At 71.3% G+C, this 18,318-nt stretch carries 14 protein-coding genes; 3 read left to right on the top strand and 11 right to left on the bottom strand.

Annotated elements, in window-relative coordinates; genetic code table 11:
* Window positions 1-31: 31 nt before the first annotated feature.
* A complete protein-coding gene (locus tag E3O41_RS01285; RefSeq protein WP_135011842.1) occupies window positions 32-547 on the bottom strand; it encodes an adenine phosphoribosyltransferase in 516 nt (171 codons plus the stop codon).
* Window positions 548-627: 80 nt separating this feature from the next.
* Between E3O41_RS01285 and E3O41_RS01280 the strand changes: the two genes are divergently transcribed.
* Complete coding sequence (locus tag E3O41_RS01280; protein WP_135011840.1) at window positions 628-1,215, top strand: hypothetical protein; 588 nt, start codon at window positions 628-630, stop codon at window positions 1,213-1,215.
* A 99-nt stretch (window positions 1,216-1,314) separates the two neighbouring features.
* Window positions 1,315-1,587, top strand: coding sequence for a GlsB/YeaQ/YmgE family stress response membrane protein (locus E3O41_RS01275; protein ID WP_067026571.1), 273 nt, complete (start codon window positions 1,315-1,317; stop codon window positions 1,585-1,587).
* A 122-nt stretch (window positions 1,588-1,709) separates the two neighbouring features.
* Here E3O41_RS01275 and glgB read toward each other — a convergent pair whose 3' ends face one another.
* From glgB to E3O41_RS01250, 5 genes are all read right to left on the bottom strand, one after another.
* Entirely contained in the window at window positions 1,710-3,923 is a 2,214-nt protein-coding gene (gene glgB / locus E3O41_RS01270; protein WP_244927255.1) for a 1,4-alpha-glucan branching protein GlgB, read from the bottom strand.
* On the bottom strand, window positions 3,920-5,884 hold the full coding sequence (locus tag E3O41_RS01265; protein ID WP_067026777.1) for an alpha-1,4-glucan--maltose-1-phosphate maltosyltransferase: 1,965 nt from the start codon (window positions 5,882-5,884) through the stop codon (window positions 3,920-3,922). The genes glgB and E3O41_RS01265 overlap by 4 nt, the downstream gene beginning before the upstream one ends.
* Before the next feature lie 110 nt (window positions 5,885-5,994).
* Window positions 5,995-7,356 (bottom strand): ABC transporter substrate-binding protein, encoded by a 1,362-nt coding sequence (locus E3O41_RS01260; RefSeq protein ID WP_135011838.1) that lies wholly within the window; start codon window positions 7,354-7,356, stop codon window positions 5,995-5,997.
* Window positions 7,357-7,412: 56 nt separating this feature from the next.
* Window positions 7,413-8,273, bottom strand: coding sequence for a carbohydrate ABC transporter permease (locus tag E3O41_RS01255; RefSeq protein ID WP_067026565.1), 861 nt, complete (start codon window positions 8,271-8,273; stop codon window positions 7,413-7,415).
* The gene (locus tag E3O41_RS01250) at window positions 8,270-9,256 is read right to left on the bottom strand and encodes a carbohydrate ABC transporter permease (RefSeq protein WP_067026562.1); all 987 of its coding nucleotides are present in this window, start codon (window positions 9,254-9,256) and stop codon (window positions 8,270-8,272) included. Before E3O41_RS01250 ends, E3O41_RS01255 begins: the two co-directional genes overlap by 4 nt.
* Window positions 9,257-9,451: 195 nt before the next feature.
* Here E3O41_RS01250 and glgP point away from each other — a divergent pair, with 195 nt between their 5' ends.
* Entirely contained in the window at window positions 9,452-12,025 is a 2,574-nt protein-coding gene (gene glgP, locus E3O41_RS01245; protein ID WP_135011836.1) for an alpha-glucan family phosphorylase, read from the top strand.
* 6 nt (window positions 12,026-12,031) lie between these two features.
* Here glgP and glgX read toward each other — a convergent pair whose 3' ends face one another.
* The 5 genes from glgX to dnaK all read right to left on the bottom strand — a co-directional run bounded on the left by glgX (window position 12,032) and on the right by dnaK (window position 18,277).
* The gene (gene glgX / locus E3O41_RS01240) at window positions 12,032-14,194 is read right to left on the bottom strand and encodes a glycogen debranching protein GlgX (RefSeq protein ID WP_135011834.1); all 2,163 of its coding nucleotides are present in this window, start codon (window positions 14,192-14,194) and stop codon (window positions 12,032-12,034) included.
* A gap of 73 nt (window positions 14,195-14,267) precedes the next feature.
* On the bottom strand, window positions 14,268-14,705 hold the full coding sequence (locus tag E3O41_RS01235) for a heat shock protein transcriptional repressor HspR (protein WP_067026556.1): 438 nt from the start codon (window positions 14,703-14,705) through the stop codon (window positions 14,268-14,270).
* Between the two features lie 114 nt (window positions 14,706-14,819).
* Window positions 14,820-15,800 (bottom strand): DnaJ C-terminal domain-containing protein, encoded by a 981-nt coding sequence (locus E3O41_RS01230; RefSeq protein ID WP_067026554.1) that lies wholly within the window; start codon window positions 15,798-15,800, stop codon window positions 14,820-14,822.
* A 12-nt stretch (window positions 15,801-15,812) separates the two neighbouring features.
* Complete coding sequence (locus tag E3O41_RS01225) at window positions 15,813-16,421, bottom strand: nucleotide exchange factor GrpE (RefSeq protein ID WP_067026552.1); 609 nt, start codon at window positions 16,419-16,421, stop codon at window positions 15,813-15,815.
* On the bottom strand, window positions 16,421-18,277 hold the full coding sequence (dnaK, locus tag E3O41_RS01220) for a molecular chaperone DnaK (RefSeq protein WP_067026549.1): 1,857 nt from the start codon (window positions 18,275-18,277) through the stop codon (window positions 16,421-16,423). The genes E3O41_RS01225 and dnaK overlap by 1 nt, the downstream gene beginning before the upstream one ends.
* Between the last annotated feature and the right edge of the window lie 41 nt (window positions 18,278-18,318).

Below are 18,318 nucleotides of genomic sequence, written 5' to 3'. Positions count from 1 at the left end.
GCGGTGTCCGGGCCCGTTTTGTGTCTGCGGTCTACGCGGTGAAGACGGTGTGCACGTCGCCGGCGTGCTCGCGGCCGCGCAGGCCCTCGAGCTCGAGGATCACCGCCGAGCCGGCCACGACGGCGCCGAGCTCGCGCACCAGCTCCTGCGCCGCGGTGAGCGTGCCGCCCGTGGCGAGCACGTCGTCGAGCAGCAGCACGCGCTGGCCCGGGGCGAGCACGTCGGGGCCCTCGATGGTGGCCGTGCCGTACTCGAGCGCGTACGAGACCGCGGCGGCCGGGCGCGGCAGCTTGCCGGCCTTGCGGATGGGCAGCATGCCCACGCCGGTGAGCGCCGACACGTAGCCGGCGAGCAGAAACCCGCGCGCCTCGATGCCGCCGACGATGTCGAACGCCCCGTCGAACGGGCGGATGAGCTCGTCGGCGACGGCGCGCAGCGCGGGCCCGTCGGCGAGGAGCGGCGAGATGTCGCGGAACAGCACGCCGGGTTCCGGGTAGTCGGGGGTCACGGCGATGAGCGACTCGGCTCGGGCGAGGGCGTTGGTCACGTCGCACAGGGTATCGGGGCGAGATGGACGACAGCCGGGACGGCGGGCCGCCTCTCAGCGCCGCGCCGTACGCTGGAGCCATGCCCCGCCTGACCGCCACCGCCGACGAGCGGCTCTGGGTGCCCGTCACCGGCAGCCTGGGACTGCGCGGGCGGCGTCACCGCAAGGCGGCGATCCGGATGCTGCTGGACTCGTCGCGCCGCCAGATGGGGCTCGAGACCCCGAGCGGCCGGATGGCTCCGTGGCTCATGAGCCAGTTCGTGCCGATGATCATGAAGCGCATGGACGGCCGCGTGCTCGCGTGGGTCTGGCGCGACGACCCGGAGCTGCTCATCGCGACGGCGCAGCTGCAGGAGCTGACCCCGCACCTGCGGGCGGCGCGGGCCATGATGCCGATGGAGTTCGACGACACCGAGGCGTTCCACAGCCCGCATCTCGGCACGGGCGAGCGCCTCGTCATCGATCTGCCGCGCGGCGAGAACGCCCCGCCCACGGCGACCTACACGTGGGACACGGGATCGCACCTCGTCACGCTCACCGCGATGAGCCCCGACCGCGAGCGCTTCGGCACCGTGCTCGGCGCGATCGACGAGCTCGCCCGCTCGCTGCGACTCGACGACGACCTCACCGTGGGCGAGTCGAACGTGCTGCGCCTGGATCCGGCCTGATCCCGAGCCGCGAGGCGTTTGTCAAGCCTCTCGTCTGGCTCCGGCGGCGTCCCTAGCGTGGGGGCATCGGGCAACGGGCCCGCACGAAAGGAGCTGACCATGGGCTTCATCGCTTTCATCATCCTCGGCCTCATCGCTGGAGCTATTGCGAAGGCGATCCTGCCGGGCGAGCAGGGCGGCGGATGGCTCGCCACGCTGCTTCTCGGTGTCGTCGGCGCGGTCGTCGGCGGCTGGATCGGCACCGCGATCTTCGGCGTCGGACTCGAGGAGTTCTGGAGCCTGGAGAGCTGGCTGCTTGCGATCGGTGGCGCCATCGTCGTGCTGCTGATCTGGGGCCTCATCACGGGGCGCCGAAGCGGTACGCGCTCCTAAGCCACCACGCGCGACGTGACGCCGGTCCCCTGGGGCCGGCGTTTCGTCGTGCCCGCTGCGCCACCTTGCGCATGACCCGGCGAGGCGGAACCCGCTCGGCCCCGAACGGCAGCGACCCGCCGTCACCCGGCGAGGCGGAACCAGACCGTGCCGAGCGGCGGCAGCGCGACGGCGGTCGCGAGGCCCTCGGGCACCTCGATGCGCCCGAGGTTGCCGACGCCCGACCCGCCGTACTCGGCGGCGTCGGTGTTGAGGATCTCGTCCCACGCGCCCGCGGCCGGGAAGCGCAGCACGTAGCGCTCGTGCGGCATGGCCGAGAAGTTGCTCGCGCACACCAGCAGGGATCCGTCGGGCGATCGTCGCGCGAAGGCGAGCACGTTGGCCGCCGCGTCGTCGGCCTCGATCCACGCGAAGCCCTCGGGGGAGGCGTCGCGCGCCCACAGCGCCGGCGTCTCGCGGTAGCGCGCGTTGAGGTCGCGCACCGCCTGCTGCACGCCCCGGTGATCGGGCAGGTCGAGCAGCCACCAGTCCAGCTCGCGCGACTCCGCCCACTCGGACTCCTGGCCGAGCTCGCCGCCCATGAACAGCAGCTGCTTGCCGGGGTGCGCCCACATGAAGGCGAGGTAGGCGCGCAGGGTGGCCAGCTGCCGCCAGCGATCGCCCGGCACCTTGCGCAGCAGCGACCCCTTGCCGTGGACCACCTCGTCGTGCGACAGCGGGAGGACGTAGTTCTCGCTCCAGGCGTAGGTGAGCGAGAACGTCATGTCGTGGTGGTGGTGCGAGCGGTGCACGGGGTCGCGCGAGACGTAGCCGAGCGTGTCGTGCATCCAGCCCATGTTCCACTTGAACCCGAAGCCGAGCCCGCCCTCCGAGGTGGGCCGGGTCACGCCCGGCCAGGCCGTCGACTCCTCGGCGATCGTCACGACGCCGGGCACGCGGCGGTACACGGTCGCGTTCATCTCCTGCAGGAACGCCACGGCCTCGAGGTTCTCGCGCCCGCCGTGCACGTTCGGCGACCACTCCCCCGCCTCGCGGGCGTAGTCGAGGTAGAGCATCGAGGCGACGCCGTCCACCCGCAGGCCGTCGGCGTGGAACTCCTCGAGCCAGTAGACGGCGTTGGCGTAGAGGAAGTTGCGCACCTCGCGGTGGCCGAAGTCGAAGATGTGCGATCCCCACTCCTTGTGCCAGCCGCGCTGCGGGTTGGGGTCCTCGTACAGCGGCTGCCCGTCGAAGCGGGCCAGCGCCCACTCGTCGGTGGCGAAGTGCCCCGGCACCCAGTCGAGGATCACCCCGATGCCCGCCTGGTGCAGGCGATCGATGAGCAGGCGCAGGCCGTCGGGATCGCCGAACCGGCTGTCGGGCGCGTAGTAGCCGGTCACGTGGTAGCCCCACGACCCGCCGAAGGGGTGCTGCATGACGGGCATGAGCTCCACGTGCGTGAAGCCCAGGTCGGCCACGTAGGCGACGAGCTCGTCGGCCAGCTGCGCGTACGAGCGGTCCTTGCGCCACGAGGCCAGGTGCACCTCGTAGATCGACATCGGCTGATCGGTGTGCCCGCGCGCGGCGCTCGCGACGCGCCGCTCGAGCCAGGCCGCGTCGTTCCACGCGTACCGCGACTCGTGCACCACCGAGGCCGTCAGCGGCGGCACCTCGGCGTACTGGGCCATCGGATCGGCCTTGAGGCGCCACCGCCCATCGGCGCCGAGGATGTCGTACTTGTAGTGCGTGCCGCTGCCCACATCCGGTACGAACAGCTCCCAGACGCCGCTCGTGCCCAGCTGCCGCATGGGGTGCTCGCGGCCGTCCCAGTTGTTGAAGTCCGCCTTCACGCGAACGGCCCGCGCCCGCGGGGCCCACACCGCGAACGCCGTGCCCCGCACGTTCGGCCATGCGCCGAGCCCGTCGTACTCGTGCACGTGCGCGCCGAGCACCTGCCACAGCCGCTCGTGCCGCCCCTCGCCGATCAGGTGGAGATCGAGCGGGCCGAGGGTGGGCAGGAACCGGTACGGGTCGTCGGCCTCGTGCGTCGATCCGTCGGCGTAGCTGGTCTCGATCCGGTACGCCGGCACGTCGCCCTCGGGCACGCCGGTGAGCACCCCCACCCAGATGCCGTCCTGCTCGTGCTCCAGCTCCACGCGGTGCCGCCCGTCCGGGTGCCGGCGGCTCGGCGGCGCGATGTAGGTGACGGCGACCCCGCTGGCCAGCGGCCGCAGCACCCGCACCGTCACGTCGCCCCCGTGCGGGTGCGGGCCGAGCACCGCGTGCGGGTCGCGGTGCGTCCCGGCGGCGATCGCGGCGAGCTCGTCGGTGTCGACGGGCAGGATCTCGGGCATCACGGCACCGCCCTCACGCTCAGGATGTGCGCCACGTCGCCGGTCGGCTCCAGGCGCACGTAGTCGTGCTCGCCCCAGACCCACTCGGCGCCGGTGAGCTCGTCGTGTACGAGGAAGCGCTCGGGCAGGCCCGCCGCCTCCAGATCGAGGTGCACGGTCGTCTCGCGCGCGCCGTGCGGGTCGAGGTTGATGACGACGATCACGGTGTCGTCGCCGTGGGTCTTCGAGAAGCAGAGGACGTGATCGTCGTCGGTGCGGTGCACCACGAGGTTGCGCAGGAGCTGCAGCGCCGGGTGGGCGCGGCGCAGCTCGTTGAGCCGCGCGATGTACGGGGCGAGGGTCTTGCCGCTCTCCTCGGCGCCCGTCCAGTCGCGCACGCGGATCTGGTACTTCTCGCTGTCGAGGTACTCCTCGCTGCCCGGGCGCAGCGCCACGTGCTCGAACAGCTCGTAGCCGGCGTACATGCCCCACGTGGGCGTGGCCATGGCCGCGAGCGTGGCCCGGATGGCGAACATGGCCGGTCCGCCGTACTGCAGACTCGCGTGCAGGATGTCGGGGGTGTTCACCCAGAAGCTCGGCCGCATGAGGTGATCGGTCTCGCTCGTCACCTCGCGCAGGTAGTCCTCGATCTCGCCCTTCTCCACGCGCCACGTGAAGTACGTGTACGACTGGTGGAAGCCGATCGCGCCGAGTGTGCGCATCATCGCCGGCCGCGTGAACGCCTCGCTGAGGAAGATCACGTCGGGATCGGTCTCGCGGATCGATCCGAGCAGCCGCTCCCAGAACGCCACGGGCTTGGTGTGCGGGTTGTCGACGCGGAAGATGCGCACGCCGTGGCTCATCCACAGCCGGACCACCCGCTCCACCTCGGCGAGGACGCCCTCGAGGTCGTCGTCGAAGAAGATCGGGTAGATGTCCTGGTATTTCTTCGGCGGGTTCTCGGCGTAGGCGATCGATCCGTCGGCGCGGTGCCGGAAGAACGACGGGTGCTCGCTCACCCAGGGGTGATCGGGCGCGGCCTGCAGCGCGAGGTCGAGCGCGACCTCGATCCCGAGCCGCTTCGCCCGGCGCACGAAGGCGTCGAAGTCGGCGAACGTGCCGAGGTCGGGGTGGATCGCGTCGTGTCCGCCGTGGCGGGATCCGATCGCCCACGGCGACCCCGGGTCGTCGGGCCCGGGGGCCAGCGTGTTGTTCCGGCCCTTGCGATTCACCTCGCCGATCGGGTGGATCGGCGGCAGGTACAGCACGTCGAAGCCCATCGCGGCGACGCGATCGAGGCTCTTGGCCGCGGTGCGGAACGTGCCGCTGACGAGCTTCTTGGTCCTGCGGTCGATCTTCGCGCCCTCCGAGCGGGGGAAGAATTCGTACCAGGATCCGAAGAGCGCGCGGGCGCGGTCGGCGAACAGCGGGTAGGGGCCGGCGACGGTGAGCAGATCGCGCAGCGGGTGCGTCTCGAACAGCTCCTGCGTCTCAGGCCCGGTGAGCACCGCCAGCCGCGCCTCGGGCGGACGCGAGGCATCGGTCGCCGCGGCGAGCGCGGCGGCGTGCGCGGTGCGATGGGGGCCGGCCAGGCTGTGCGCGTCGGCGATCCGCTCCAGCAGCAGCCGCGCCTCGAGGAACATGAGGTCGACGTCGACGCCCGCGGGGATCTTCAGGCCCGCGTCGTGCGTCCACGTGTGCAGCGGATCGCTGAACGCCTGCACCTCGAAGGCCCACGCCCCCTCGGCGTCGGGGGTGACCCAGGCCTCGTAGCGATCGGTGCCGGGGACGAGCTCGCGCATCCGCACCGGCGGGCGGCGGGTGCCGTCGGGGCCGATCAGCACCGCCTCGGTGCCGAGCTGATCGTGCCCCTCGCGGAAGACGGTCGCGCGGATCGGGAGCGGCTCGCCCACGGTCGCCTTCGCCGGCCGTTCTCCGCCGTGCACGACGGGGTGGACCTCGATGACGGGAATGCGTCCGACCATGGCTCCAACCTTCCACACCGCGGCCCGGCGGGCCACCATCGGCACGGCCGCGCCGCACGCGACGAAGCGGGGCCGGCGCTCGCGCACCGGCCCCGCCCGTCAGACCGCCGTCACTTCAGATTCGGCTCCACCTGCGAGGTGTAGATCTTCTCGAGGGTGTCGCCGAGCGTGCTCATCGTCTCGGCCACGTCCGCCTGCTGCGTGACGATGTCGGAGAACGCGGCGTTCAGCTCCTGGTCGGCGCCCGGGAGGAACACGCGCGCCCAGTCCTGCGAACGGGTCGCGTCGGCCTGGCCGACGGCCACCTCGAGCGCCGGGTTGTCCGCGTAGAGCGCGCTCGGGTCGGCCGAGCTGCGCACCGGGATGTACCCCGTCGCGCCCGAGAACTTGACCGCGTTCTCGGGGTTGGTGAGGAAGCCGATGAACATCGCGGCGGCCAGCTGCTTCTCCGGCTCGATGCCCGCGGGGATCGACACGCCCGTGCCGCCGGTGGGGACGACGCCCGACGTGGCGACCGGGCCGCCGGGCAGCGGCGCGGCACCGAGCTCGAACGGATCGCCCGCGTCCGCGAGGGCCTTGAGGATGCCGACGCCCGAGCCGGACGACGCGATCGTGGCGGCCGACGCGCCCGCGACGAGCGAGAGCGTCGAGTCGGTCGAGGCCTGCGCGGCCCACTTGTCGGTGTAGACCGAGTCCTGCACGAACTGCATCGCCGCGATCGACTCCTCCGACGTGGTGTTCGGCTCGAACGAGTCCTCGAGCGACCACGATCCGCCGTAGCCCCACAGCACGTTCTGCGCGACCCAGCCGGCGTAGCCGGCGATCTCCGGCCACTCGAACGCCGGCTTGCCGCCGTTCGCCTCGGCCAGCTTCGGCGCCCACTCCGCCAGCTCCTCCCACGTCTCCGGACCGCGGTCGGGCAGGCCCGCGGCCTCCCAGAGCTGCTTGTTGTAGTAGAACAGCGGCGTCGAGCGCGCGAACGGCACGCCCCACTGCTCGCCGTCGTAGGTGTAGTCGCCGTAGAAGACGGGACGGTAGTCGTCGGTGTCCACGTCCGCGGCCTCGAGCACGTTGCCGAGCGGGATGATCTGGTCGTTCAGGTAGAAGCGGAACCACCACACGTCCGAGAGGGTGACCACGTCGGGCAGCCCGCCGCCGGCCTGGGCGGTCTGGAACTTCTGCGCGACCTCCTCGTAGCTCGCGGTCGGCACCAGCTCGACCTCGATGCCCGTCTCGGCCGTGAACGCGTCGATGATCTCCTGCGTGACCTCGCCCGAGTTGCCCGGGTTGGCCGACCAGAAGGTGATGCTGTCGGCGGGCTCCACGCCCGCGAAGTCGGGGCCGCCACCGGCGCCCTCGACGGAGGCGGCGGCGTCGGCGCCGCCGGGTGCGACGGACGGCCCTGCGCACGCGGCGAGCGCGAGGGCTCCCACGGTGAGTCCCGCGAGCGGGAGAAGACGACGGCGGATCATGCGGTGTCCTTTCGAGGGTGGGGCGATGACGGGGAGGGAAGGAAGCCTGAGGTCGTTCAGCGCACGGCGCCCTGGGTGAGGCCGGCGACGATGTACCGCTGCAGGAAGGCGAAGAGGATGAGCACCGGCACGATGACCACGACGGCGCCGGCCATGAGCATCGGGTACTGCCCCAGGTCGCCCTCGCTGTTGCTGAGCTGGGACAGCCCGACGGGGAGCGTCATCATGTCGCCCGAGTTGGTCACGATGAGCGGCCACAGGTAGTCGTTCCACTCGTTCACGACCGTGACGAGGGCGACCGTCGCGATGGTCGGCGTCGTCACCGGGACGATCACCCGGAACAGGCGCGTGACGTGCCCCGCGCCGTCCATCTCGGCGGCCTCGACGATCTCCTTCGGCAGGGCGAGGAACTGCTGCCGCAGCAGGAACGTGCCGAAGGCGGTCCCCAGCCCCGGGAGGATGATGCCCCAGTACGTGTTGACGCCTCCCATCCCCGCGATCAGCACGTAGTTCGGCACGAGCGCGACCTGCGCCGGCACCATCAGGGCGACGAGGATGACGCCGAAGACCAGGCGCTTGAACGGGAACTGCACGAACACCAGCGCGTAGGCGGTGGTGAGCGCGAGGACCACCTTGATCGCGCCGCCGACGACCGTGACGATCGTCGAGTTCAGCGTGAGGCGGGCGAAGTCGATGCGCGCCGAGGCGTCGGCATAGGCGTCGAGGCTCGGATTGCTCGGCAGCACCACGAGGTCCTGCGTGATGATCTCGGCCGGCGACTTGAGGGAGCCCAGGATCATCCAGATGAGCGGCAGCGCGACGATCAGGGTCGCCACGACGAGCGGCAGGTAGCCGCCGAGCGCATCGCCGAGGAGGCGGGCCGCGCGGGAGCGGGTGCGGACGGCGCCGGAGGTCATGAGTAGTGCACCCGCCGCTCGAGGTAGCGCATCTGCAGAAGGGTGATCACGACGAGGATGACGAAGAGGATCGTCGCCAGCGCCGACGAGTACCCCGCCCGGTTGTAGCCGCCGAACGCCTGCAGGTACACCTCGAACATCAGCGTCCGCGTGCCGGGATTGGCCGGCGTCATGATGCGGATGAGGTCGAAGGCCTGCAGCGAGCTGAGGATGGTCGTGATGAGCAGGAAGAAGGTCGTGGGCGACAGCAGGGGCAGCGTGATCCGGAAGAACCGCCGCACCGGGCCGGCGCCGTCCAGCGCCGCGGCCTCCATGAGGTCGGACGGGACCGACTGCAGGCCGGCGAGGTAGATCACCGCGCAGTAGCCCAGGTTCTTCCAGATGAAGACGATGCACACCATCGCCAGGGCGGGCCCGGGCTGCAGGAACCAGTCCGGCACCGCCAGGCTGAGTCCCCGCAGGATGTGCGAGAGCACGCCGACGATCGGGTCGAAGATGAACAGCCAGACCAGGCCCACGCCGACGCCCGACAGCACGAAAGGCGCGAACACGGCGCTGCGCGCGAAGGTGGTGCCGACCAGCCGCCGGTTGAGGGCCAGGGAGACGAGCAGGCCGAGCACCATCGACCCGCCGACCGTCGCAACCGTGAACAGGAAGGTCGTCCAGAGGATCCCCGGCCCGCTGCCCGTGAAGAACTCGATGTAGTTGCCCAGGCCCACGGGGCGGGCCGTGGCATTGCCGAGCGTCCAGTCGAGGAACGAGTACTGCAGGTTCTGGAAGACGGGGCGCCAGCAGAACACGACGATCAGGGCGACGTTCGGCCCCGCGAACGCCAGGAAGACCCAGAGGTCGCGGCGCCGGCGCGGGTTGCGCCACAGCGCCGCGGGATCGAACCGCGCGCGTCGGGGCGCGGGCGCGGCGGCCGGCGCGGCCGGCGGTGGCGCGGCCGGCGCCAGCGATGCGGGCTCGGTGGCAGTGGGCACGGCAAGACGGTATGGATGCCGCGGGACATCCTGCCTACGGGACGGCGACCGGATCGTGAACGAGATGCATCGCAACGGGCGAACGCGCCCCCGGCGATTCAGACTCCCGTCACCGCTCGTCCAGGAACGGCCCCGGCCGTCGCGCGTTCACGGAGGTGTAACGCGCGGGTGGGGCCGCGGCGCTACGGTGGGCGCATGCGCGCGATCCGACGATTCACCGTCCGGCCCGTCCTGCCCGAGCCCCTCACCGCGCTCGGCGAGCTCGCCGGCAACCTGCGCTGGAGCTGGCACCACGAGACGCAGGACGTGTTCGCACACGTCGACGCCGACCTGTGGGCGCGCACGCAGGACCCGGTCGAGGTGCTCGGCGGGGTCGATCCGACGCGGCTCGACGAGCTCGCGCGCGACGACGGCTTCCTCGATCGGCTCGCGCGGGTGCGTGACGATCTGCGCGCGTACCTCGCCGACGACCACTGGTATCAGCGCGAACTCGGCGACGGCCCCCGCGCGATCGCGTACTTCTCGCCCGAGTTCGGCATCGCCGCGGCGCTGCCGCAGTACTCCGGCGGCCTGGGCATCCTCGCCGGCGACCACCTCAAGGCCGCGAGCGACCTCGGCGTGCCGCTGATCGGCGTCGGCCTGCTCTACCGCCACGGCTACTTCACGCAGGCGCTCTCGCGCGAGGGGTGGCAGCAGGAGTCGTACCCGTTGCTCGACCCCGACGAGCTGCCGATCAGCCCGCTGCGCGAGGCGGACGGGCAGATCGCGACGATCTCGCTCGCCCTGCCCGGCGGGCCCGACCTGAAGGCGCGGATCTGGGTGGCCCGCGTCGGCCGCGTGCCGCTGCTCATGCTCGACACCGACGTCGACGGCAACCCGCAGAACTACGCCGACATCACCGATCGCCTCTACGGCGGCGGCGGCGAGCACCGGCTGCGCCAGGAGCTGCTGCTCGGCGTGGGCGGCGTGCGAGCCCTGCGTGCCTACTGCCGGATCACGGGCGCCCCGGAGCCCGAGGTCTACCACACCAACGAGGGCCACGCCGGGTTCCAGGGCCTGGAGCGCATCCGCGAGCTCACGGTCGGCGACGGCGGCCCGGGCCTCGGCTTCGACGACGCGCTGGAGATGTCGCGCGCGTCGACGGTGTTCACCACCCACACGCCGGTACCGGCGGGCATCGACCGGTTCCCGCGCTCGCTCATCGAGCAGTACTTCGCCGCCGACGGCGGCGTGCTCCCGGGAGTGCCCACCGATCGGGTGCTCGCCCTGGGCGCCGAGGACTACGAGGGCGGCGACCCCGGCGTGTTCAACATGGCGGTGATGGGCTTCCGCCTCGGGCAGCGGGCCAACGGCGTCTCGACGCTGCACGGGCACGTGAGCCGCGAGATGTTCAACGGCCTGTGGCCCGACTTCGACGAGGCCGAGGTGCCGATCGGATCGATCACCAACGGCGTGCACGCCCGCACGTGGGTGGCACGCGAGTTCCTCGACATGTTCGACGAGTCGGGTGCCGAGCTCGACGGTGAGGCGGGCGCCCTCGCCCGGGTGTTCAACGACATCGGCTTCGAGCGCATCTGGGCGGCCAAGCGGCGCATGCGCGAGCGCCTCGTGCACGACGCGCGCCGCCGGGTGCGGGCCTCGTGGCTGCACCGCGGCGCCGTGGACGCCGAGCTGACCTGGATCGACGACGCGCTCTCGCCCGATGTGCTCACGATCGGCTTCGCCCGCCGCGTGCCCTCGTACAAGCGCCTCACCCTGATGCTGCGCGACCCCGAGCGCCTCAAGGCGCTGCTGCTCGACCCCGAGCGGCCCATCCAGCTCGTCATCGCCGGCAAGTCGCACCCCGCCGACGACGGCGGCAAGGCGCTCATCCAGCAGCTCGTGCGCTTCGCCGACGACGCCGAGGTGCGCCATCGCATCGTGTTCCTGCCCGACTACGAGATCCAGATGGCCCAGGTGCTCTACCCGGGCTGCGACGTGTGGCTGAACAACCCGCTGCGCCCCTACGAGGCGTGCGGCACGAGCGGCATGAAGGCGGCGCTCAACGGCGGGCTGAACCTGTCGATCCTCGACGGCTGGTGGGACGAGTGGTTCGACGGCGAGAACGGGTGGGCGATCCCGTCGGCCGACGGCGTGGACGACCCGAACCACCGCGACGATCTCGAGGCGGCCGCGCTGTACGAGCTGCTGGAGCGCGAGATCGCGCCCCGGTTCTACGACCGCGACGCGGCCGGGATCCCGGTGCGATGGATGGAGATGATGCGCCACACCCTCGAGTCGCTGGGCCCGAAGGTGCTGGCGTCGCGGATGGTGCGCGACTACGTGAACGCCCTGTACACGCCCGCCGCGCGCAACGCGCGGGCGCTCGGCGCCGACTACGCCGGGGCCGTCGAGCTGGCAGCGTGGAAGGGCCGCGTGCGCACGGCGTGGCCGGGCGTGCGGGTGGAGCACGTGGAATCCAGCGGCGTGGACGAGGTCGCCGAGGTCGGGGCCTCGCTGCGGGTCCGCGCCGACGTGGCCCTGGGCGACCTCTCGCCCGACGACGTCCAGGTGCAGCTCGTGCACGGCCGCGCCGAGGGCGACGATCGTCTCACCTCGCTGCGGGTGGCCCCGCTCTCGCTGAGCGAGCGGTTCGAGGAATCGCGCGCGGCCTTCACGGGCGAGGTGCTGCTGGATCGGGCGGGCCCGTTCGGCTACACCGTGCGCGTGGTGCCGGTCCATCCGCTCCTCGCCACCACCACCGAGCTCGGCCTGGCCGCGCTGGCGTAGGCGGGGTCAGTCGGCCCCGTCGTCGAGCGACTGCATCACGACGACGGAGCGGCCGCCCACGGTGATCCCCTCGCCCGCGCGGCAGACGGTGCCCTCGGTCACCCCGGGGTCGGTCGAGAGCACCACGCGGAACGCGGGCTCCCACTGCTGCGGCATGATGCGGGCTTCGATCGGGTCGGCGCCCGAGGTGAACCAGATCAGGAACGACGCGTCGGTGAGCTGCTCGCCGCGCGGGCCGGGCTCGCGCAGCGGGCGCCCCGACACGTACATGCCGATCGCCCGCTGCCCGGCGTCGCCCCAGTCGGCGTCGGTCATGACGCGGCCGTCCGGGTGCAGCCAGGCCAGATCGAACGGTCCGCCCTCGATCGTCGGACGCCCCTCGAACCAGTGCCGCTGCCGCAGCGCGGGGTGCTCGCGCCGCAGCCGCAGCGCGGCCTTCGTGAGCTCGTACACGTCGAGCCAGGCGTTGTCGGCGCTCCAGTCGACCCACGAGATCTCGTTGTCCTGGCAGTAGGCGTTGTTGTTGCCGCCCTGGGTGCGGCCCCGCTCGTCGCCGGCCGTGATCATGGGCACGCCGTTCGACAGGCACAGCGTGAGCATGAGGTTGGCGGCCTGGCGCCGCCGCTCGGCCACGATCGCCGCGTCGTCGGTCTCGCCCTCGGCGCCGTGGTTCCAGGAGCGGTTGTTGTCGGTGCCGTCGCGGTTGTCCTCGCCGTTGGCCTCGTTGTGCTTGTGGTCGTAGCTGACCAGGTCGCGCACGGTGAAGCCGTCGTGCGCGGTGATGAAGTTGACCGAGTTCGAGGCGGAGCGGCCGTCGTCGGCGTACAGGTCGCTCGAGCCGGCCAGCCGCGTGGCGACGTTGCGGATCGTCCCCTGACCGCGCCAGAAGTCGCGGATGGTGTCGCGGTACTGATCGTTCCACTCCGCCCAGGGCGGGGGCATGCGCCCGACGAGATACCCGTCCATCGAGACGTCCCACGGCTCGGCGATGAGCTTGACGTGGCGCAGGATCGGGTCCTGATCGATCGCGATGAGCAGGGCGCACGCGAAGTCGACCTCGTAGCCGGTGCGGGTGAGGGCCGACATGAGGTCGAACCGGAAGCCGTCGACGTGCATCTCGGTGACCCAGTAGCGCAGCGAATCGAGGATGAGCCGCAGCGCGAGCGGGTTCCAGGCGTCGACCGTGTTGCCGCAGCCGGTGACGTCCCAGTACGTGTCGTCGAAGCCGGCACCCTCGGCCGGGATGACGCGCTTGTAGAACCCGCGATCGTCCAGCCCGCGGAACGACAGCGTGGGGCCGTCGGGACCGGCCTCGGCGGTGTGGTTGTAGACGACGTCGAGGATCACCTCGATCCCCGCCCGGTGCAGCTCCTTGACCATGCTCTTGAACTCCGCGACCTGGCCGCCGCGGTCGCCCGACGAGCTGTACGAGGCGTCGGGCGCGAAGTACGAGATGGTGTTGTAGCCCCAGTAGTTGCTCAGGCCCCGCTCGAGCAGCGCCGGCTCCGAGAAGAACTGCTGCACGGGCAGCAGCTCCACGGCGGTGACGCCGAGGTCGCGGAGGTACTCGATCACGGCGGGCTGGGCCAGGCCGGCGTACGTGCCCCGCAGCGGCTCGGGCACCCGATCGTGCAGCTTCGTGAAGCCCTTCACGTGCAGCTCGTAGATGACCGTGTCGCGCCAGCGGGTGCCGAGGGGTCGATCGCCCTCCCAGTCGAACGACGGGTCGACCACGACGCTGCGCCCGGTGTAGGCGGACGAGTCGGTGTCGTCGCGCACCGCCGGGTCGTCCTCGCGGGCGCCGAAGATCGGCTGCTCGGCGATGACCGTGCCGCTCGTGGCGAGGCCGTACGGATCCAGCAGCAGCTTGTGCGGATTGAAGCGGTACCCGTTCGCCGGATCCCACGGACCGTCCACGCGGTAGCCGTAGCGCTGCCCCGGCCGGATGTCGGGCAGGGCGCCGTGCCAGATGCCGAGGGTCTGCTCGGTGAGCTCGTACGAGGTCTCGCGGTCGTCGTCGCCGAACAGGCACAGGTGCACCCGCGTGGCGTTGGGGGCGTACACGGCGAAGTTCGTGCTCTCGGGGGTCCACGTCGCGCCGAGCGGCCACTCCCGGCCCGGCCAGATGCCGACGGTCTCTCCGAGGCGGGTCCACAGCTGCGGGCTCATACCCCCATGATGCCGTGGCCCCGCCGATTGCCCGGCAGGTGCGCCGGGTGCGTCTTGCGACCCAGCGGGACCGTCAGCGCGGCGACGAGGGCGGCGTCCAGAGCATCAGCTCGGCGCTGCGGCGCACGCGCGTGCCCGCCCGCAGCGTGACGACCGATCCCGTCGCCCCCGCCGCGAACACCCGGGCGCCGGGGCGCGAGGCGATCTCGGCCTCCAGCCGCTCCTCCAGGGCGCGCACCCGCCGGCGCAGGTCGCGCACCTCGTCCTCCAGGTCGAGCACGCGCGCGATCGCGGCGAGGCTCATCCCCTCGCCCGAGAGCCGGGCCACCTCGCGCAGCTGGGCGATGTCGCGCGCCGAGTAGCGGCGCGACCCGCCGCGCGTGCGCCCCGGCACCACCAGCCCGATCCGGTCGTACTGGCGCAGCGTCTGCGGGTGCATGCCCGCCAGCTCCGCGGCGACGGCGATGGCGAAGACGGGCGCGTCCTCATCGATCTCGTACTCGTCGCTCATCCGTCCACCTCCTCGCTCGTCCTGCCATCATCACCGAGACTGCACGCCCGCGCCGAGACAGCATCCCGTGTCTGCTGTCTCGGCGCGGCGCTGCAGTCTCGCGGGTCATCGCGATCAGCCCTTTGCGCGCGCAATCAGGTCGGCGCGCGGGTTCTCGGGCGGCTCCACCTCGTGGAAGCGCTCGAGGGCCTCGCGCTGCGCGTCGGTGAGGTGGCCCGGCACCACCACCTGCACCTCGGCGAGCAGATCGCCCGTGCCGTTCTTCGACGTGATGCCGCGGCCCTTGACGCGCAGCACCCGCCCCGAGGGCGTGCCCGGCGTGACGCGCAGCTTCACCACGTCGCCGTCCAGCGTCGGCACCTCGATCGTCGCGCCCAGGGCCGCCTCGGTGAAGGTCACCGGCACGGCGACACGCAGGTTCAGCCCGTCGCGGGTGAAGACCGGGTGCGGGCGCACCTTGACCTCCACGACGATGTCGCCGTTGTCGCCGCCGTCGGGCGACGGGCGCCCGCGACCGCGCAGCCGGATCTTCTGGCCGTCGGCCACGCCCGCCGGGATCTTGATCTTGAAGGGCTTGCCGTCGCCGCTCTGCAGCGTCACGGTCTCGCCCTTCGCGGCGGTGACGAAGTCGATCGTCGTGTTCGCCCGCAGGTCCTGCCCCTTCGTGGGGCCGCCGAAGCCCTGGAACCCGCCGCTGGGTTGACCGAACCGTCCCGTCCCGAACCCGCCGCCGCGGGTCTGGTTGAAAATCGAGAAGATGTCGTCGAAGTCGGCCGACGATCCGCGGCTGGTCGTGAAGCGGCTGAAGACGTCCTCGAACCCGCCGCCGCTCGATCCGCTCGCCGTGAAGCGGGCGCCCGAGCCCATGGCGCGCAGCTCGTCGTACTCGCGGCGCTGCTCCGGGTCGGAGAGCACCGAGTAGGCCTCGCTGATCTCCTTGAACTTCGCCTCGGCGGCGGTGTCCCCCGGGTTGGAGTCCGGGTGATACTTCCGCGCGAGCTTGCGATACGTCTTCTTCAGATCGCTCTCGGAGACGTCCTTCGAGACCCCCAGGACCTTGTAGAAGTCCTTGTCGAACCAGTCCTGACTGGCCATCCGTCTCCTGCCTTACTCCGCCGGCACGGCGACCACGACCTTCGCCGGCCGCAGCTCGACGTCGCCCAGCCGGTACCCGACCTCGACCACCTCGAGCACGGTCGACTCGGTCGTGCCGGGCACGGGCTGCTGGAACACGGCCTCGTGCTGCTGCGGGTCGAAGGCATCGCCCGCGGCCCCGTACGTCGTCAGGCCCATGCGCTCGGCCACGCCGCGCAGCTTCTCGGCCACGAGCGCGAACGCGGTTCCCTCTTGCAGGTCGCCGTGCTTGGCAGCGCGATCGAGGTCGTCGAGCACGGGCAGCAGGCCCTTGGCGACCGATCCCTTGGCGCGATCGATCTCGAGCTGGCGCTGCTCCTCGGTGCGGCGGCGGTAGTTCGCGTACTCCGCCTGCAGCCGCTTGAGGTCGTGCAGCAGCTGCGTCTCGTAGTCGCTGTGCTCGGCCTCGGCGGCCTCGTCGGTCTGCTCGGCGCCGAGGATGTCGTCCACCGTCAGCGCCTCGGCCTCCGCCTCGGGCGCGGGCTGCTCGTCCGCCTGCGCGTCGGGGCCGGAAGCGTTCGCCTCCGGCCCCTCGGCGCCAGGCTGGACCTCGTCGTTCTCGTCGAAGTCCTTGCCGGCCATTACTTCTTCTCGTCCTCGTCGTCCACGACCTCGGCGTCGATGACGTCCTCATCCGAGGACGTCTCCTCCGTCGGGGTGCTCTCGGATGCGGCCGCGGCGTCCGCCTGCGACTGCGCGTAGATCGCCTCGCCGAGCTTCGTCTGGCTCTCGTTGAGCTTGTCGAACGCGGTCTTCACGGCGTCGTCGTCCTCGCCGGCCAGCGCCGTCTTGAGGGCGTCGACGTCGGCCTGCACCGAGTCCTTGACGTCGGCGGGCAGCTTGTCGGCGTTCTCCTGGATCAGCTTCTCGATCGAGTACGAGAGCGTCTCGGCCTGGTTGCGGACCTCGGCGGCCTCGCGGCGCTTCTTGTCCTCGGCCGCGTGCTCCTCGGCCTCGCGGACCATGCGCTCGATGTCCTCCTTGGGCAGCGACGAGCCGCCCGTGATGGTCATCGACTGCTCCTTGCCGGTGCCCTTGTCCTTCGCCGAGACGTGCACGATGCCGTTCGCGTCGATGTCGAAGGTGACCTCGATCTGCGGGATGCCGCGCGGGGCCGGGGCGATGCCGGTCAGCTCGAACGTGCCGAGCGGCTTGTTGTCGCGGGTGAACTCGCGCTCGCCCTGGAACACCTGGATCGCCACCGACGGCTGGTTGTCGTCGGCGGTGGTGAAGGTCTCGCTGCGCTTGGTCGGGATGGCCGTGTTGCGCTCGATGAGCTTGGTCATGATGCCGCCCTTGGTCTCGATGCCGAGGCTCAGGGGGGTCACATCGATGAGCAGGACGTCCTTGCGCTCGCCCTTGAGGACACCGGCCTGCAGGGCGGCGCCGACGGCGACGACCTCGTCCGGGTTCACGCCCTTGTTGGGCTCCTTGCCGGCCTCGCGCTTGACGAGGTCGCTCACGGCGGGCATGCGGGTCGAGCCGCCGACGAGCACGACGTGCGCGATGTCCGACACCTTGATGCCGGCCTCGCGGATGACGTCGTCGAACGGCTTCTTGGTGCGCTCGAGGAGGTCCTTGGTGAGGTCCTCGAACTTGGCGCGGGTGATCGTCTCGCTCAGCGACACGGGGCCGTTCTCGGTGAGCGACAGGTACGGCAGGTTGACGCTCGTCGACGTCGAGCTCGACAGCTCCTTCTTGGCCTGCTCCGCGGCCTCCTTGAGGCGCTGCAGCGCGATCTTGTCGCTCGAGACGTCGACGCCCGTCGAGTCCTTGAACTGCTTGATCAGGTAGTCGACGATGCGCTGGTCCCAGTCGTCGCCGCCGAGGCGGTTGTCACCGGCGGTGGCGCGCACCTGGATGGTCGAGAAGTCGTCGTCCTTGCCCACCTCGAGCAGCGAGACGTCGAAGGTACCGCCACCGAGGTCGAAGACGAGGATGAGCTCGTCCTCCTTGCCCTTGTCGAGGCCGTAGGCCAGGGCGGCCGCGGTGGGCTCGTTGATGATGCGGAGCACGTTGAGGCCCGCGATCTCGCCAGCCTCCTTGGTGGCCTGGCGCTCGGCGTCGTTGAAGTACGCGGGCACGGTGATGACGGCGTCGGTGACCGTGTCGCCCAGGTACTGCTCGGCGTCGCGCTTGAGCTTCATGAGGATGCGCGCGCTGATCTCCTGCGGCGTGTACGCCTTGCCGTCGATCGCCTGGGTCTTCCAGTCGGTGCCCATGTGGCGCTTGACCGACGCGATGGTGCGGTCGACGTTGGTGACGGCCTGGCGCTTGGCGGTCTCGCCGACCAGCACCTCGCCGTCCTTCGTGAACGCGACCACCGACGGGGTGGTCCGGAAGCCCTCGGCGTTGGCGATGACCTTGGGCTCGCCGCCCTCGAGGACCGCGACGACCGAGTTGGTCGTTCCGAGGTCGATACCCACAGCGCGTGCCATGTTGTCTCCTTTGTGTTGCCGGCCTGGAAAGTCGTCGCACG

Origin of the sequence: Microbacterium sediminis (assembly GCF_004564075.1) — a bacterium.
Taxonomy (GTDB): domain Bacteria; phylum Actinomycetota; class Actinomycetes; order Actinomycetales; family Microbacteriaceae; genus Microbacterium; species Microbacterium sediminis.
This window is presented reverse-complemented; position numbering and strand designations above follow the sequence as displayed.

Coding starts and splice junctions, on each gene's coding strand:
- E3O41_RS01280 (WP_135011840.1), top strand. CDS start 628: ATGCCCCGCCTGACCGCCACCGCCGACGAGCGGCTCTGGGTGCCCGTC.
- E3O41_RS01275 (WP_067026571.1), top strand. CDS start 1,315: ATGGGCTTCATCGCTTTCATCATCCTCGGCCTCATCGCTGGAGCTATT.
- E3O41_RS01265 (WP_067026777.1), bottom strand. CDS start 5,884: ATGGTCGGACGCATTCCCGTCATCGAGGTCCACCCCGTCGTGCACGGC.
- E3O41_RS01260 (WP_135011838.1), bottom strand. CDS start 7,356: ATGATCCGCCGTCGTCTTCTCCCGCTCGCGGGACTCACCGTGGGAGCC.
- E3O41_RS01255 (WP_067026565.1), bottom strand. CDS start 8,273: ATGACCTCCGGCGCCGTCCGCACCCGCTCCCGCGCGGCCCGCCTCCTC.
- glgP (WP_135011836.1), top strand. CDS start 9,452: ATGCGCGCGATCCGACGATTCACCGTCCGGCCCGTCCTGCCCGAGCCC.
- glgX (WP_135011834.1), bottom strand. CDS start 14,194: ATGAGCCCGCAGCTGTGGACCCGCCTCGGAGAGACCGTCGGCATCTGG.
- E3O41_RS01235 (WP_067026556.1), bottom strand. CDS start 14,705: ATGAGCGACGAGTACGAGATCGATGAGGACGCGCCCGTCTTCGCCATC.
- E3O41_RS01230 (WP_067026554.1), bottom strand. CDS start 15,800: ATGGCCAGTCAGGACTGGTTCGACAAGGACTTCTACAAGGTCCTGGGG.
- E3O41_RS01225 (WP_067026552.1), bottom strand. CDS start 16,421: ATGGCCGGCAAGGACTTCGACGAGAACGACGAGGTCCAGCCTGGCGCC.
- dnaK (WP_067026549.1), bottom strand. CDS start 18,277: ATGGCACGCGCTGTGGGTATCGACCTCGGAACGACCAACTCGGTCGTC.